At 51.8% G+C, this 14,625-nt stretch carries 14 protein-coding genes and 2 pseudogenes; 4 read left to right on the top strand and 12 right to left on the bottom strand.

Translation table 11 applies throughout. From position 1 onward, the window contains the following. Positions 1–490: 490 nt before the first annotated feature. Positions 491–823: a hypothetical protein gene (locus tag MKQ70_RS13940; protein WP_248072075.1), complete on the top strand. Its 333-nt coding sequence runs from the start codon at positions 491–493 to the stop codon at positions 821–823. Here the strand turns inward: MKQ70_RS13940 and MKQ70_RS42220 are convergent. Both MKQ70_RS42220 and MKQ70_RS13935 read right to left on the bottom strand, forming a co-directional pair. Continuing rightward, positions 739–996 (bottom strand): hypothetical protein, encoded by a 258-nt coding sequence (locus tag MKQ70_RS42220; protein WP_372489974.1) that lies wholly within the window; start codon positions 994–996, stop codon positions 739–741. The two genes, MKQ70_RS13940 and MKQ70_RS42220, sit on opposite strands and share 85 nt — an antisense overlap. Further along, positions 909–2,120, bottom strand: coding sequence for an NAD(P)/FAD-dependent oxidoreductase (locus MKQ70_RS13935; protein WP_248072073.1), 1,212 nt, complete (start codon positions 2,118–2,120; stop codon positions 909–911). The genes MKQ70_RS42220 and MKQ70_RS13935 overlap by 88 nt, the downstream gene beginning before the upstream one ends. Before the next feature lie 153 nt (positions 2,121–2,273). Between MKQ70_RS13935 and MKQ70_RS13930 the strand changes: the two genes are divergently transcribed. Both MKQ70_RS13930 and MKQ70_RS13925 read left to right on the top strand, forming a co-directional pair. Beyond that, entirely contained in the window at positions 2,274–2,705 is a 432-nt protein-coding gene (locus MKQ70_RS13930; RefSeq protein ID WP_248072071.1) for an OsmC family peroxiredoxin, read from the top strand. 87 nt (positions 2,706–2,792) lie between these two features. Further along, complete coding sequence (locus MKQ70_RS13925; RefSeq protein WP_248072069.1) at positions 2,793–4,019, top strand: alkaline phosphatase family protein; 1,227 nt, start codon at positions 2,793–2,795, stop codon at positions 4,017–4,019. Positions 4,020–4,099: 80 nt separating this feature from the next. Here MKQ70_RS13925 and MKQ70_RS13920 read toward each other — a convergent pair whose 3' ends face one another. From MKQ70_RS13920 to MKQ70_RS13910, 3 genes and pseudogenes are all read right to left on the bottom strand, one after another. Next, the gene (locus MKQ70_RS13920; RefSeq protein WP_248072067.1) at positions 4,100–4,498 is read right to left on the bottom strand and encodes a carboxylesterase family protein; all 399 of its coding nucleotides are present in this window, start codon (positions 4,496–4,498) and stop codon (positions 4,100–4,102) included. A 4-nt stretch (positions 4,499–4,502) separates the two neighbouring features. Continuing rightward, positions 4,503–5,495, bottom strand: a pseudogene (locus MKQ70_RS13915) (carboxylesterase/lipase family protein); the annotation flags it as partial. A gap of 44 nt (positions 5,496–5,539) precedes the next feature. Beyond that, positions 5,540–5,746, bottom strand: coding sequence for a hypothetical protein (locus tag MKQ70_RS13910; protein WP_248072065.1), 207 nt, complete (start codon positions 5,744–5,746; stop codon positions 5,540–5,542). Between the two features lie 233 nt (positions 5,747–5,979). Here MKQ70_RS13910 and MKQ70_RS13905 point away from each other — a divergent pair, with 233 nt between their 5' ends. Continuing rightward, positions 5,980–6,357 (top strand): VOC family protein, encoded by a 378-nt coding sequence (locus MKQ70_RS13905; RefSeq protein ID WP_248072063.1) that lies wholly within the window; start codon positions 5,980–5,982, stop codon positions 6,355–6,357. 38 nt (positions 6,358–6,395) lie between these two features. Here MKQ70_RS13905 and MKQ70_RS13900 read toward each other — a convergent pair whose 3' ends face one another. The 7 genes and pseudogenes from MKQ70_RS13900 to MKQ70_RS13870 all read right to left on the bottom strand — a co-directional run bounded on the left by MKQ70_RS13900 (position 6,396) and on the right by MKQ70_RS13870 (position 14,526). Then, a complete protein-coding gene (locus MKQ70_RS13900; RefSeq protein ID WP_248072061.1) occupies positions 6,396–6,782 on the bottom strand; it encodes a hypothetical protein in 387 nt (128 codons plus the stop codon). Between the two features lie 187 nt (positions 6,783–6,969). Next, complete coding sequence (locus tag MKQ70_RS13895) at positions 6,970–8,397, bottom strand: FtsX-like permease family protein (RefSeq protein ID WP_248072059.1); 1,428 nt, start codon at positions 8,395–8,397, stop codon at positions 6,970–6,972. Then, complete coding sequence (locus MKQ70_RS13890) at positions 8,388–9,254, bottom strand: ABC transporter permease (protein WP_248072057.1); 867 nt, start codon at positions 9,252–9,254, stop codon at positions 8,388–8,390. Before MKQ70_RS13890 ends, MKQ70_RS13895 begins: the two co-directional genes overlap by 10 nt. Before the next feature lie 180 nt (positions 9,255–9,434). Continuing rightward, a pseudogene (locus MKQ70_RS13885) lies at positions 9,435–10,355 on the bottom strand (RagB/SusD family nutrient uptake outer membrane protein). A 189-nt stretch (positions 10,356–10,544) separates the two neighbouring features. After that, positions 10,545–10,934: a RagB/SusD family nutrient uptake outer membrane protein gene (locus tag MKQ70_RS13880; protein WP_248072056.1), complete on the bottom strand. Its 390-nt coding sequence runs from the start codon at positions 10,932–10,934 to the stop codon at positions 10,545–10,547. A 30-nt stretch (positions 10,935–10,964) separates the two neighbouring features. Continuing rightward, positions 10,965–11,225 carry a hypothetical protein gene (locus MKQ70_RS13875; protein WP_248072055.1) on the bottom strand — a complete coding sequence of 87 codons (261 nt, stop codon included), beginning with the start codon at positions 11,223–11,225 and terminating at the stop codon, positions 10,965–10,967. Between the two features lie 91 nt (positions 11,226–11,316). Then, the gene (locus MKQ70_RS13870) at positions 11,317–14,526 is read right to left on the bottom strand and encodes a TonB-dependent receptor (protein WP_248072054.1); all 3,210 of its coding nucleotides are present in this window, start codon (positions 14,524–14,526) and stop codon (positions 11,317–11,319) included. Between the last annotated feature and the right edge of the window lie 99 nt (positions 14,527–14,625).

The raw sequence follows: 14,625 nt of genomic DNA, 5'->3' as shown, positions 1-14,625 counted from the left end.
CTCGGTGTATAAGGTACGGTTTGCTATTTGTTAACCCAACCGCGGATATGGAATAAATAAATATTGTTTTACTCAACCTGGCCGTTCGGAGGACGTTGACAAATCGTTTATGCGTTATAGGTGTAATCCAGGGTATGGATTTTTATTTAGGATATGGTAGTTAGGACTACTAATTAGGATTTAATTGACAAACAAGGTCTTTTTACATCGTTTAAGTAAAAAGTAATTATGGCCAAAAAAGCAATGCCCCGCATATTCTTTATGCGGGGTTTTTTATTGGCAGGGCACAGTCTGCACGCCCTTTTATTCCTCACTTCTATGTAACAAAATGCACAGTTACGTAGCTGTGTCCGGATGGTGTACAGGCAGGGCAAAAAACGCCATGGGCTATGGACTTCCACTTGCAGGATGGGGCGGGTCTGCGTGTTGGTGCGGACTATCTTTTGCCGTACAATTGGCGGCAGACTTTATCACCTTAAAACAAGTAATTATGTTGTTGCATGATCAGGATCCGAAGGGCCGCCGTCCGGAGGATGCAGAAGAGGACGAAAGCGCAAATGATACTACGCCGCTAAATGACGACGGCAGCCCCATCCTCGATGAGGAAGACCTGAAGAGAATGACCTGTCGGACGAAGAAGCCGAAGATGTTGAATGGGAGGGAGAAGAAGGACGAAGTCATCATTTTCAGAAAACAGGCATATAAGAAGCAGACGCCCCGCGCTTATACGCGGGGTTTTTATATGGTTGCTTTTTCCACGGCTTCCTCTACCGGCGTGTTTTCTTTCTTTTCGCCTATAATGACGCCAATGCCTGCATCATAACGCAGGTACTTCCATACCCAGTTAATCAGCACTACCAGGCGGTTCCGGAAGCCAATAATAGATATCAGGTGGATGAACATCCAGATTAACCAGGCCCGGAAGCCTTGGGTGCGTATTTCGCGGTTAAAGATGCGGAGGTCGGCCACCGCCTTGTTACGGCCGATAGTGGCCATGGAGCCGCGGTCAGTATATTTAAAGGGCGTTGGTTTTTACCGGCCTGGTAACGGAGAATATTTTCGCCGAGCTGCCGGCCCTGCTGAATGGCGGGTTGCGCCAGCATAGGACAGCCGTCAGGGTATTCGGGGGTGATCATGGCGGCGATGTCGCCGATGGCAAAAATGTTATCATAGCCATTGACCCGGTTGTATTCATCTACTTTGTAGCGGTTGCCTGCCATGCTCTGCGTTTCGAGGCCGTGTAAGGGCGCACCCGTAACGCCCGCCGCCCATATAAGGACGCGGGAACACAGCTGCTCGCCATTGTCGAGCGTCACTTTATAGCCGTCGAACGATTTTACGCGGCGGTTGAGCCATACTTTAACACCAAATTCTTCGAGGTACTGGTAAGCTTTTTTAGATGCCATGGGCGACATACCCTTCAGCAAATCCGGGCCGCTCTGGATGAGGTGAATGTCCATGTTTACGAAGTTCAGCTCCTTAAAGCCTTTAGGGAATACATGTTTACGCAGTTCGCTGAGCGCCCCGGCAATTTCCACCCCGGTAGGCCCGCCGCCTACGATCACAAAGTCCATCAGGCTGTTCAGCTGCTCTTCATCATTTACCTGCAGCGCCTTTTCAAAGTTGCTGATAATGGTATTGCGCAGGAGCAGGGCATCTTCGATACTTTTCAGGGAGATGGCCTTTTCCTGTAACTCCGTATTGCCGTAGAAGTTAGCCGTGGCGCCGGTAGCGATAACCAGGTAATCATATCTTATAAAGCCGATAGAGGTTTCGAGGGTATTGGTAGCAGTATTTACAGACTGGGCCTCCGCCATACGGAAGTAGGTATTATCCTGGTCCTGTAAAATGCGGCGATACGGATGAATAATAGACGAGGCTTCGATGCCCGCCGTCGCCACCTGGTACAGCAGCGGCTGAAACGTATGGAAGTTGTGCTTGTCGATCAGCACCACCTGCACATCGGCTTTAGACAATGTTTTGGCCAGCTCGAGCCCTGCGAACCCGCCACCAACAATCACTACGCGCTTTTTATCCGTTTGGGCTATTTTTTCCAGGTTTAGTAACATGGGATAAAGATAATCAATCGCAGGCACTGCTTCATGTACCTGCGGGTGCAAATTCCACTATTTGGACAACTAATGCCACCTTATGATCTATACGCGCGGCTGGCGGCAACGGATATTTGCGGAAAGGAAAAGGATTTTAACCCGGGTTAATATTTCCCGGTCGGAGAATCCCCAATTTTACATCAACAAACAAAACAAATAATTATGAAAAGAACTGCAAACGCTCATTGGGAAGGCAATATGAAAGAAGGTAAAGGCGACCTTACTACCCAGACCACCACACTGAATCATACCCAGTATTCTTTTAACAGCCGCTTCGCGGATGGCATCGGCACCAATCCCGAAGAACTGCTGGGCGCCGCGCACGCCGGTTGCTACACCATGGCGCTGAGCGCCTTTCTCCAGAACGAAGGCATTACTGCCGGTACGCTGGATACCAAAGCTATCGTGGAACTGGATGCCGTTAAACTGGCCATCACCAATATTCAACTGGAGCTGACGGCTTCGGCGATCGATGGCGTGAGCGAGGAGCAGTTTACTGCGATCGCGAAAGCGGCGAAGGAGAATTGTCCGGTATCGAAGGCGCTGGCAGGGACGGAGATTGGACTGACGGTTTCGTATAAACAGGCTGAATAGAAAAGAAGCCGCCGAAGTGTGTAATACAACGGCGGCTTAATTTTATTCCGCAGCTGGCTAAACCAGGAAATTTTCTACTTTAGCCCGATGATGAAGAAAATACTGATACAATCGGGTGTATTCCTGCTCCTCGCCGGCGGCGCTTTTGCCCAGCAGCGGGCGAAGAAGGCGGTATTCGTAATTGCGGATGGCATTCCCGCCGACGTACTGGAAAAACTGCCGTTGCCGAATTTTAAGCGCATCATCGCAGACGGGCGCTACACGCGCATGCACGTAGGTGGCGGAAAGGGCCTGTATAGCCAGACGCCGACGATTTCGGCAGTGGGCTATAATAGCTTGCTGACGGGCGTGTGGTATAATAAGCACAATGTGCCGGACAATGATATCAAAGCGCCGAACTATTATTACTTTACCATTTTTAAATTACTGAAGGACCAGTACCCGCAGCGCAAAACCGCGGTGTATTCCAGCTGGCTCGATAACCGCACCAAACTGGTGGCCGATGGTAGAGAAACGAAAGTAGATTTTCATGCGGATGGTTATGAGCTGGATACCGTGAATTTCCGCCACGATCGTAAGCGGGATTACATGCACGAGATCGATGAAAAAGTGATTTCGGAAGCGGTGAAAGGCATTCGTGAGCAGGCTGCGGATTTATCGTGGGTATACCTTGAGTACACCGATGATATGGGGCACATGCATGGGGACAGTCCCGAGTTTTATCGTGCGGTAGCATTATTGGATGTACAAATGGGCAAGTTGTACGATGCGATCAGGTATCGTGAGCAAAAGTTTAAAGAAGACTGGCTGCTCGTCATCACCACGGACCACGGTCGCGATGAGCGCACCGGTAGACCACGGCGGACAATCGGACCGGCAGCGCAGTACCGGATGGTGACCAATAAAAAGGACATGAATAATTACGCCCGGTACAATGAGCCTGCGATTACAGACATTATGCCTACCATCGCGCGTTTCCTTGGGGTGAACATCCCGGTGGCGTCGCTGCGGGAGGTGGATGGTGTACCCATGACCGGCAAAGTGGCCATAGCTAAACCCGTGGCCAACTACGTGCAGGGCCACATCGATCTTAAATGGCAGGCGCTGGAAGAAACCGGTAAGGTGAAGATCTGGGTCACCCCTACGAATAACTTCAAAACCGGGGGCACGGACGAATACAGGCTGCTGGCCGAGGTGCCGGTATCGCAACGCCGGGCTTTGCTGGACGTGCAGCAGCTACCGTCTAAGTTTTACAAGATCGTGCTGGAAACGGCAGAGAACACGGTCAATGAATGGTTGATATTAAAAGATTAATGGACGTTCGTGTATGCGATGCGCCAGGTAGCTGAAAAACAAAGCGGCGCCGCAGTATTGCGCGCCGCCCGGTGATCCTTTTATCGTTGTTGATCTAAGAACAAATATCTTCCCCGATGTTGCTCCTGCTCAAGCTTCGGTTGTAAGCCGATGTGCATCACCGGTACTGTTTCGCCTTTGATGGCCGGCCACTTCGGGAGGCCGGCGCCATTCGGGTCGCCCGTTTTAATGAAGTTGGCGAAGTAGGCCTGCATGAACGTTGATACTTTGTGGTCGTCCGCCGTCCAGGCGAATACTTTGTTGCCTTCGAGGTTACCCATGGCATATTCTATTTCGGCGGAGTGTACAGCGCCGGTAGCACGGGGCGGTGGAGGTGTTTTACCATCATTCTTTACCACACCGCCTGCAAGTCCGGCCGTGGCATTACCCATGGCTGCTACCATTGGCGGACGAGGGTGCGTGTAATAATAACGGTACACGGGTTTACCACCCGTTTTGGCGGCAAGGTCGATCCATTTCCGTGCTGAAGCTGATGAAGCGGTCGCTGGCAAGGTCGCGCGCTACGTTTATTACATCGGCGTCTGTCGCCGGATTGTACAGTTGCAATACCGTGGCTGCTTTATCGCCATACAACCTTTTTACAGCTGCTTCGAAGTTGGCTCTCGTGGGTTCGGCATTGCCAAGTACGGCGCGGTAGCCCGATTCTTCATTATTCCAGCCCGCCAGCAGCGGCACGTGCGCCTGTTCGCCCGCGGTGTAAATATCATAAGGACTTTTAGGAAAGAAGTAACCGTCTACGTTCATTGAAAAACCGAAGAGGCCGAATTTGGCGGCGCCTTCCAATATCTTTTCGGCCGGGAGCGCGCGTAATTCAGCAATCGTTTTCACCCCGAGGGTAGCTGCAAATCGTTCGCCGGTAGCTTGTGCCTGCTGGAGCGTGGTGGCGGGCAGGGCGCCGAGTAAGGATCCGCTCTCGCCGATAGCCCCGTTGATTAGGTTTTTGGAGAGGGGAGATGCCATTTGCGCACTTACGGATATAGAGCCGGCAGATTCGCCGGCAATGGTTACCTGGTTAGGATCGCCGCCAAAGGCCGCGATGTTGTCGTGCACCCATTGTAAGGCTGCGGCCTGGTCCAGCACGGTGTAGTTACCCGATGCCTTGTACGGCGCTTCCTTACTTAATTCGGGGTGGGCCATCAATCCAAAAACACCTAAGCGGTAGTTCACCGTTAAGGCCACAATGCCACGTGCCGCCATACTAGTGCCATCGTAGCGGGATTCGGAACCATCGCCGGCTACAAAGCCGCCGCCGTAGAAATAGACAAGTACCGGAAGCAATGTTTTTCCTTTTTTAACGGGCGTCCATACGTTCAGGTACAGGCAATCTTCGCCCATCCCGTTGGAGCGGAAGTTCATGTCGCCGAAGATGTTGGTCTGCATGGCCCTGGGCCCGAATTTATCGGCTTTGCGTACACCCTGCCATTCCTGTACAGGCTGTGGCGCTTTCCAGCGGTTTTCGCCTACGGGTGGTGCGGCGCAAAGGGAATGCCTTTAAAAGCGCGTACACCGGCAGTTTCGACCACCCCTTCGAGAATGCCTTTACTGGTTTTTACCTGGTTGTTATTAAGTTGCTGTGCTGTTACAGGAGCGCCCGTTACTGCGAACAGGGAGCAGAATAGCCAGCGATGCCACGTGGAAGGTATGGTATGGAGAAACATTTTTGTCATGATTATTTCTACCTAAGTTAACATATTCCTGTTTAGCCCCATAATTTCCTTGATCTATAAGGGATTTGCGCAGGCCCGGCGGGAGCTGTGCAGGCGATTCCCGGTTCGATGCGGCATACCTTCAAGCCGCCGGTCAAATGCCGCAGTTTTGACGCAAATGCCCCGGAAGAAGTCGCAATCGGGCACCTTCTTTGCCGCACTTATAGCCTAGTTTTGGAATAAATTAGAATTGTATGAAGACCAAGAAAATATGGGCGAATTTCGGGGTACAGGATTTAGCGCGTACGACGAACTTCTATCAACAACTGGGCTTTAAGTCCAATGGCTCGTCGGAGCAACTAACAAGTTTCTTCTTTGGAGATGAAAAATTCGTTATTCATTTCTTTCTGAAGAGTATCCTGGAACCTGCGATGAAGGGGCCTATTGCCGATGGCAACGAGATTATCTTTACCCTTGCGGCCGATACACCAGCGGAGGTAGATGAATGGGCGAAGGCGGTGCGTGCCGCGGGTGGAACATTGGTTTCGGAGCCGGAAGCGTTTGGTGAGGGGTACTATGGGTTTGTTTTTGCGGACCCGGACGGGCATCGGTTTAATGTGTTCCAGATGTAGCTGTTAATAGTAAGGCCGGGCGGGAGCCCGGCCGTTGTTTATTGTAATTCGTTATGTACGATAGGTGGCATTACGCCCTTCTTCCTGTTCCTGAATGCACTCCACATCAGCCCCACCGCCGCTAACAACTGTAACGGCACAAACAGCCCCCGCATCAACGGACTCAACTCATTGGCTTTCTTGTAAATAAACGGCACCCAATGGTATTCGGGGTCCGTCCACAGATAGAGGTAGTACACCAGTGCGCCCCTGAATATTAATGTCAGTATGCCGATAAATATCAGTGCACCGCCGCGGATGGTGCTCATTTTCAGCTGTGCAAAAATTACGGCCATGAGCATGCATACGGTCATCTCCACCATGTAAAACGTAACGTGTACCACGTCGTAGGTGGGACTAAAGCCGGGTGGTTTAGCGTGCAGCATTTCCGGAAGTCGAGGACTTCTATCAATAAAAACAACCCATAGATTCCGTAGAACGCAACATTTGCGTATAGCCATCGATGTAGTGTTTGCATGGGCTGATGGGTGCAAATGTAATGCCATGCTTACTCTGCCCGTAAGCTCTTTACCGGGTTGGCCATCGCAGCTTTTACGGACTGAAAGCTGATCGTTAGGGGGCGATCAACATCGCTGCTACCCCCGCCATTACAAATACCCACCAGCTGATGCCGATGCGGTAAGCGTACCCGTTCAGCCAGCGTTCCATGGCAAACCATGCCAGGGGGAAGGCGATAATGGCGGAGATGAGCACCAGCTGCAGAAAGTCTTTACTTAACAAACCGGTAATATTGCTGATGCTGGCGCCCAGTACTTTCCGTACACCAATTTCTTTTACCCGTTGCTCGGCCATATAAGCCGCGAGGCCGAATATACCCAGGCAGGATATCAGGATCGCCAGCAGGGCGAACAGGCGGGAGAGTTTGCCGATCAGTTGTTCGTTTTCAAAGAGGGCATTAAACTGCTCGTCCACGAATTTGTACGTGAAAGGATAGCCTGGCACGCCTTTCTCCATGATGCCGGTAATAGCGGCTATAGCCTTCTCCGTGTCGACATTCGCTTTTAAACGGATGGCGATCTTCCGGGCATCATCGGGCTGCGCGTAAAACACCACGGGGTCACTTTTGCCATACATGTCGCCATATACGAAATCGTTGATCACGCCTATGATATGGAGCGTCTGGTTGTCGTCGCGTATGGTTTTACCTACGGCGCTGCCTTTGCCCAGCATCTTTTCCAGGCTGGCGGTGATGATGATGTTGTTGCTGTCCGGGTACGTGTCCGGGTGGAAATCGCGGCCCTCCTTAAACGTCATCCCCCAGGTTTTAAAGAAGCCACTGCTTACGCTGCGGTAGGAGATGAGCACGTCCGCATCCTGCGGTTTGCCGTCCCATTGAAATCCGGAAGTATTATTTTCGGTGTATAGCATTTCGCTGCTGCTCAGCGCGGCTTCTTCCACCATGCCGGTATTCAGCAATTGCTGGCGGATGACGGCGTATTTATCAATATCACCTTTTACATCTGCCTGTAATAAATGTTCTTTGTTATACCCCAGTTCGCGGTGGGTTACATGGAGGATCTGCTGGTAGATGACGATAGTGGCAATGATCAGCACAATGGAGGTCGTGAATTGGAATACAACTAACCCCTTGCGGATATATGCCGCGCCGCTGTGTTTCATCTTTAAACCTTTGAGTACGGCAATCGGGTTAAAAGAAGAAAGGTAAAAGGAGGGATAACTGCCTGCCACCAGGCCGCACACCAGTGTTACCGTTGCGAGGAAGGCGAGGTGCAGGGGTTCAAATATGTTTAATGATAATTGTTTTTCTATCAGGGTGTTGAATAGCGGCAGCAGCATGGCCATACAGGCCAATGCCACCAACACGGCCAGTGCGGTCATGGTAAGTGATTCCATGATAAACTGGAAAGTGAGGGAGGATTTCCCAGCGCCCATTACTTTTCGTACGCCTACTTCCCGTGAGCGCTTCTCGCTGCGGGCGGTTGCCAGGTTCATGAAGTTGATGCAGGCGATCAGCAGCACGATCCAGGCAATAATGCCGAACAGGCGTACATAGGCAATGCGGCCGCCGGTCTGTTTCCCATCTTCGAACTGCGCCCGCAGGTGCCAGTCGTTGGCGGAGAAGAGGAAAGGTTTGGCGCTTGCCTGGGGCGCTTTCTCATGGATAAAGTTGTATAGTTTTTGTTGATGTCGCCGGGATTGGCGTTGTCTGCCAGTTCTACATAGGTGTCTACAGCGTTGGCGCCCCAGATGGTCAGGTAGAATTTGTCCTGCGCGTACACCTGGTAAGGGATCAGCCAGTCGGGCCGGTAGGTGCTGTTGCGCGGGAAGTCGGCGATTACGCCGGTCACGGTGAAGTTTTCTTTATGCTCCTGCATCAGGGTTTTACCCATGGCTTCAGCTGGCGTGCCGAAAAAGCGTTTGGCCATCTTTTCGGTAATCACGATGCTGTTTCTCTGGCGGAAGGCTTCCTCCGCGCCGCCTTGTAAAAAGGGGAACCGGAATATGGCTAAGATCGATGAGTCTGCGTAAACGCCGGCTTCATAAATATCTTTATCCCCCGCACTGAATAAGGAGAAGCCGCGGTTCGACCGGCCGGTTTTTTCCACGCCGGGAATCTCCGCCTTCATGGCCGCGGCCAGGTTGCCCGGGGAAGAGCGGAACGAGCGGGTTTTACCCTGGTATGTCTGGTTCGTCTGAATCGAATAAACCCGGTCGCGATGAGGGATGCTGCTGTCGAATTGCAGTTCATCTTCCATCCATAAGAATATAAACCCGGCGCAGATGATGCCAATCGCCAATCCTGATATGTTCAGTACGCTGTAGGTCTTATTTTTCCACAGATGTCTGAGGGTAGTGCGGATGAAGTTGCGGATCATGATGAGGGTGTTTGACGGAGGATGCCAAATTTGGTGCCTGTGATTAAGGTGTTGATATTCTTTAAATTATGTAAGCTGCCCCGTTCATTATCATACAGGCGCTGTCCGTTTCCGGACAAACAAAAGGCCCGGGAAATCCCGGGCCCTGTTCTATATCTGGGTAATAGCGTGATGCGAAATTTATCTTTCCCAACCATAGTTCTGTATCAACACGCCTGGTGCTTTCGTAATCTCGGTCGTGGGGATCGGCATCAGGTAGTGGTAGATGTTAAACACCCGCGAACCTGTTTTCACGGGCGTTGGTGTATAAAAATCTACCCCGCTTTTGTTGATGTTGAGCCCCATGAGAGAAGTACATTCCGGTGTGTGTGCAATCAGCCAGCGGCGGATGTCATAGAAGCGATGCCCTTCCATGGCCAGCTCAATTTTTCGTTCGTTGCGGATGCGCTGGCGCATGCCCTGTTTGGTGAGGTCTTCCGCACGCAGGGGATGGGGAGTGCCGGCATCTTTACGCGTTTGCGTACTTCGTTCAGGTATTTGTATACCCGGTCATCTGGTGTGGCGGTACTCGTTCATGGCTTCGGCGTACCAGAGGTATACTTCTGCCAGCCTGAAATACGGGAAGTTGCGGTAGTTCGAGTTGGGGCGGTCCTTGATGTTTTGTGTGGGGTCCACCCACTTCTGCACGTAATAGCCGGTACGCGTGTTCTGACCGGTTTTGCTGCCCCAGCCGTCGTTGTTGGCGCCTACATTAGTCACGTATTCTGTAATCACATTCCGGAACAGGAGCGGCTGCCCGTTAAAGTAGATGTCTGTGTAGAAACGCGGATCGCGTTTGTGGTACATGCTGCGGATGCGCACCTTGGTGGTTTTCCAAACACGGTCGCGGAAAACGTTCATGGTGGTATCGGTCCAGGCGTCGCGTACATAACCGGAGTTAGGATCGGTGATGGGCAGGCCGTTATTCATTTCGTAGCTGTCCACAAAGAAATTGGTAACACTCAACGCACCGGAACCGCCGAGGTCCGTACCGTTCGGCATCAGTTGTTTGTCCCATGAGTTCGCGGTGTAAATTGATGGCTGCTGTTTATGCCAGATCACTTCTGTATAATTTCTTTTGTAGAAGAGCTCCTGTTGTACCGGGTGCAGGGTGTATTGTCCCAGCTCGATTACCGCGAGGGCTGCATCTGCTGCTTTTTTCCACTTTTCAGGATCATAGCTGGTATTGAACAGCGGTGTGCCATCTGTGTTCTTTACCGCCAGCAGGGTATTTTTTTACCACGTCGCCGCCTACACTGATCGGTTGTCCGTCCACTTCGCCGCCATTAAACAGGGGGATGCGGCATAGAGCAACGTTTTCGCTTTTAAGCACAGCGCTGCACCTTTCGTAATACGGCCTATCTCCGCGGGCTGGTCGTTATAGTTTAACGGCAGGCCGGCTGCTGCTTCGTCGCACAGCTTCACAATATAATCAGCCACACTGTCTGCGGGCGAACGTTGCATGCGCAGTAAAGTTTCCATTTCTTCCACCTTGTAAAGACGTTGTACCAGCGGCACGGCGCCGTAGCGTTTGTACAGTTCGAAATAGTTGAACGCAAGCAGGAACTTTACCTCATGTTTGTAGCGCGGAATCACCACCGTTTGGTATTGCTCACGAATGGCGGCATCCAGTACGGGCACTTTATCAATATTCTCCGGGGAAGTGAAACGCTACGCGGATGTTTTCGTACGCGCTGTTGTAGTTGCCGAGGGGTTGGTAATCGGGTTCCAGGCGCCCTGTTCGTACAGGCGTGCATTGCTCTGGTCCCAGTTATGGTAAGCCTCGTCGGAGCCGGCGGATAACACCATGCCGTTGCTGCCGTCCTGCGCATTGAAGTCAAAAGGCAGCCTGCTGTACAGCGTGGCAATTTCTTTTTCTGCCTGTTCGATATCTTTAAACAGGTCTTTTTCCTGGTAAAACTCTCTCGGCACTACATCCGGTATTTGCTGCAGGCAGCCAGCAGCATGGTTCCGATTAAAAATATAGGTAGAATGATTTTTTCATGTTGATAGTATTGTTTTCTTAAAACCCGATGTTGATCCCGAAGTTGTATGTAGTCATCAGCGGATACGTGGGCGATCCGTAGTTTTCTTCCGGGTCGAACAGTTTTACTTTATCCCAGGTGTACAGGTTGTTGCCATTGGCGTACACGCGCAGGCTGGTCATGCCCACCCGCCTGATGATGTTGCCTGGCAGTGAATAACCGATTTCGAAATTTTTCAGTCGTACGTAATTGCCATCGCGCAGGTAGTGAGTGCTGCGTTCTGTATTGTTCGGTGTTTTCTGGCTCATGGCCCTTGGGAATGCGGCGTTCGGGTTTTCCGGCGTCCAGTAGTCGGTACCAACGGCCCTCATCACCTGCCGGAATTCGTAGTTACTGCCGAACATGGTGCTGCCATCAGTAAACAGCCATCTGCCAAAGCCGCCCTGCAGCAGGAAACTGAAGTCAAATCCCTTAAAGGAGAAACCGGCGGAGGCGCCCATAATGGACGTCGGCTCTGAGTTTTTACCGATAAATGTTTTATCGTACGAATCAATAATGCCATCTCCGTTAACGTCTTTGTAACGTACGTCACCCGGCTGTACCGCGCCGAAGAATGCCTGCGAGGGGGCCTTCGCTATTTCGTCTGCCGACTGGAAATAGCCCATGGACACATACGTTTGTATATCGTTCAGTGAACGGCCTTTGCGGGTTTGCCAGGGCCGGTCGGAGGTGGGTTCTTCGAGGTAGTCCAGTATTTTGTTTTTCGCATAGGTAAAGTTACCGCGCACGAAGTAGGAGAAGTTTTTATTAATAGCCTTCTGGTGTTTCAGGTCAATTTCGAAGCCTTTATTTTCTACCTGTCCTGCGTTAATCGTCGGCAGGTTGCCGCCGGGAATGCCCACCAACGCGCTGGTAATGCGCGAGGAGGTGGTAAAGATGCCAGAACGTTTTTCGTAGAAAACGTCTGCTGTTAATTGCAGCCAGTTGTTACGCAGGGCGAAGTCTAATCCCAGGTTAGATTTAATGGCGGTTTCCCAGGTGGTTACCGGGTTGCCGGTTTTGCCCTCCACGGCGCCCTGTTTGTTGTTCTGGTAATTGTCGCCAAAGGTGTAGCTGCCGCTGCCGAGGTTCCACTGGCTCTGGTACGCGAAGCGCGTTCCCGGGTCCTGGTTGCCCACTTTGCCATGCGATAAGCGCACTTTCAGTAAATCCAGCCATGCTGCATCTTTCAGGAACTTTTCACGATTAATCACCCATCCTAAGGAGAAGGAGGGGAAGAATCCGAAGCGATGGCCTTTCATGAAGTTTTCGGAGCCATTGTAACCGAAGTTCACTTCCGCAAAATACTTTTCATCGTACCCATAGGAAAGACGGCCTACCAGCCCCTGCTCACGGTGCGGCAATGCATCTACCGAGTTGGTGGCGCGCTCCATTTCATTGGTTAAACGGTACAATACCATGGCGCCCACATCATGCGGACCGAAGCGGCGATCGTAGTTGATGTAAAACTCCGGGTTAATCTGGGTAGACCAGTAATCGAAGTCCGCCGCATAACTCAGGAAGTCCCGGCCTTCCTTTACCTGTGTGTAGTTACCGCTTGCATCGTACAGGTACGACCAGTAACCTTTGCTGCGGTTGTAGCCGCCGTTGCTTGCTGCGTCGTAGCTAAAACGGGTGCGGGCGGTCAGGCCTTCGGTGATAAAACCCAGGTTGGCCGTTACGCCCACGGTGCCCTGCAAATAGGAGTTCAGCATTCTTTTATAACCCCGTTGCGTCAGTTGCGCATAGGGATTACTGTTGCCGCGCGCGGGTTCGGCAATAGAACCGTCAGGGTTGAATACCGGCATTTCATACGGCGCCGTGGTTTTTAGTGCGATGAAGTAATCTGTGGCCGTGGGTGTTGGATAGTTACGGTAACGTACAATGGTCGAAAGGCCCATTTCCGCTTTAAACCATTTACTGATTTCCATATCGATGTTGGAGCGGAAGTTGAAACGTTTTTCGTTCGCCTGGATGTTATAGTCGCCGATGGCATCATCATGATTGTAGATACCATCTTCCGTAAAATAGGAGCCCGATACAAAATACCTGAACTTCTGCGCGCCGCCGCGTACGTTCACATTGGCGGTGCTGCGGCGGGAATAGTCTTTCAGCATGTAATCGAGCCAGTCCACATCCGGGTACAGGTATTCGTATTGCAGCGAGTCCGCCCAGTCAATGTTGCGGTCGTAGCGGGAGATGTATTCGTCGGTGTACTTTTCCGCTTCCGTTAAACGGCCGTCGTTGATGAGGCCATTGCGGTAGTATTTGAAGTACTCTACGGAGTTGAGGTACTCGGGTAAACGGGTGGGCGTGTTTAATGCTGTTTCCAGGTTAAACTGCACCACGGGTTTGCCTTCGTTACCACGCTTGGTAGTGACCAGCACCACGCCATTCGCGCCCCTTACGCCATACACGGCGGTAGAAGAAGCATCTTTCAGGATGGTGATGGATTCTACTTCATTCGGATCAATAAACTCAAAGCCGTCACGGGGTACGCCGTCGATCATGATCAACGGGCCATTGCTGCCGGAGTAGGTACTTTGTCCGCGCAGCCATATTGAGGATCCGTTGGCGCCTGGTTCGCCGCTGGACTGGCGGGCAATGAGGCCTGGCAGGCGGCCTACGAGTGCGCTCGACAGGTTGGATACCGCGGATTGTTTCAGTTCTTTGGTTTGAACAGAGGCCACGGCGCCGGTCAGCGTGATCTTACGCTGTTTGCCGAAGCCTACTACCACTACCTCATTCAATCCTGTTTCATTATCTCTCAAAGTGATGTTTAAGGGCTGTAAACCCGCCACCACTTCCTGTTCCCGGAAGCCGATCATTTTCACCACGAGTACTGTTCCTTCCGGCACATTCAGTGAAAACACGCCCTTTTCGTCCGTGGTTGCGCCAATGGAGGCATTGTCACGGCTTACCACCGTAACGCCGTATAAAGGCTGCTTTGCCGCGTCGGTAATCGTGCCTTGTACGGGCTTTGCTTGTTTCGGCGTTTCCGTCGGCGATCGCGCTGCTTTTTTGATCACGACCATGTTGCCGGTCATTTCATATTGCAGGCCATGGGGTTTCAACAGTTTATCCGGGACCTGCGACAGCGGCTGGTTGGTAAACAGGTGCGTGATGTAGGTGTTTTGCTGCAGGAGCTTATCGGGGTAAGCGAATTTTACGCCGGCCGCGGCGGCTACCGCATTGAGCGCCTGTTGCAAAGATTGATCTTTAATGGAAACGGATACCCGCTTTTGCAGGGCGTCCTGCGCGATAACGTGGATCGGAAACAGTCCGCAGGCTGCCAGAGAAAAACGCAG

The sequence above is a fragment of the Chitinophaga sedimenti genome (genome assembly GCF_023156195.1).
Taxonomy (GTDB): domain Bacteria; phylum Bacteroidota; class Bacteroidia; order Chitinophagales; family Chitinophagaceae; genus Chitinophaga; species Chitinophaga sedimenti.
The sequence above is the reverse complement of the archived record's forward strand: the minus strand, read 5'-3'. Positions and strand labels throughout refer to the sequence as shown.

Coding starts and splice junctions, on each gene's coding strand:
- MKQ70_RS13940 (WP_248072075.1), top strand. CDS start 491: ATGTTGTTGCATGATCAGGATCCGAAGGGCCGCCGTCCGGAGGATGCA.
- MKQ70_RS42220 (WP_372489974.1), bottom strand. CDS start 996: ATGGCCACTATCGGCCGTAACAAGGCGGTGGCCGACCTCCGCATCTTT.
- MKQ70_RS13930 (WP_248072071.1), top strand. CDS start 2,274: ATGAAAAGAACTGCAAACGCTCATTGGGAAGGCAATATGAAAGAAGGT.
- MKQ70_RS13925 (WP_248072069.1), top strand. CDS start 2,793: ATGATGAAGAAAATACTGATACAATCGGGTGTATTCCTGCTCCTCGCC.
- MKQ70_RS13910 (WP_248072065.1), bottom strand. CDS start 5,746: ATGACAAAAATGTTTCTCCATACCATACCTTCCACGTGGCATCGCTGG.
- MKQ70_RS13905 (WP_248072063.1), top strand. CDS start 5,980: ATGAAGACCAAGAAAATATGGGCGAATTTCGGGGTACAGGATTTAGCG.
- MKQ70_RS13900 (WP_248072061.1), bottom strand. CDS start 6,782: ATGCTGCACGCTAAACCACCCGGCTTTAGTCCCACCTACGACGTGGTA.
- MKQ70_RS13890 (WP_248072057.1), bottom strand. CDS start 9,254: ATGATCCGCAACTTCATCCGCACTACCCTCAGACATCTGTGGAAAAAT.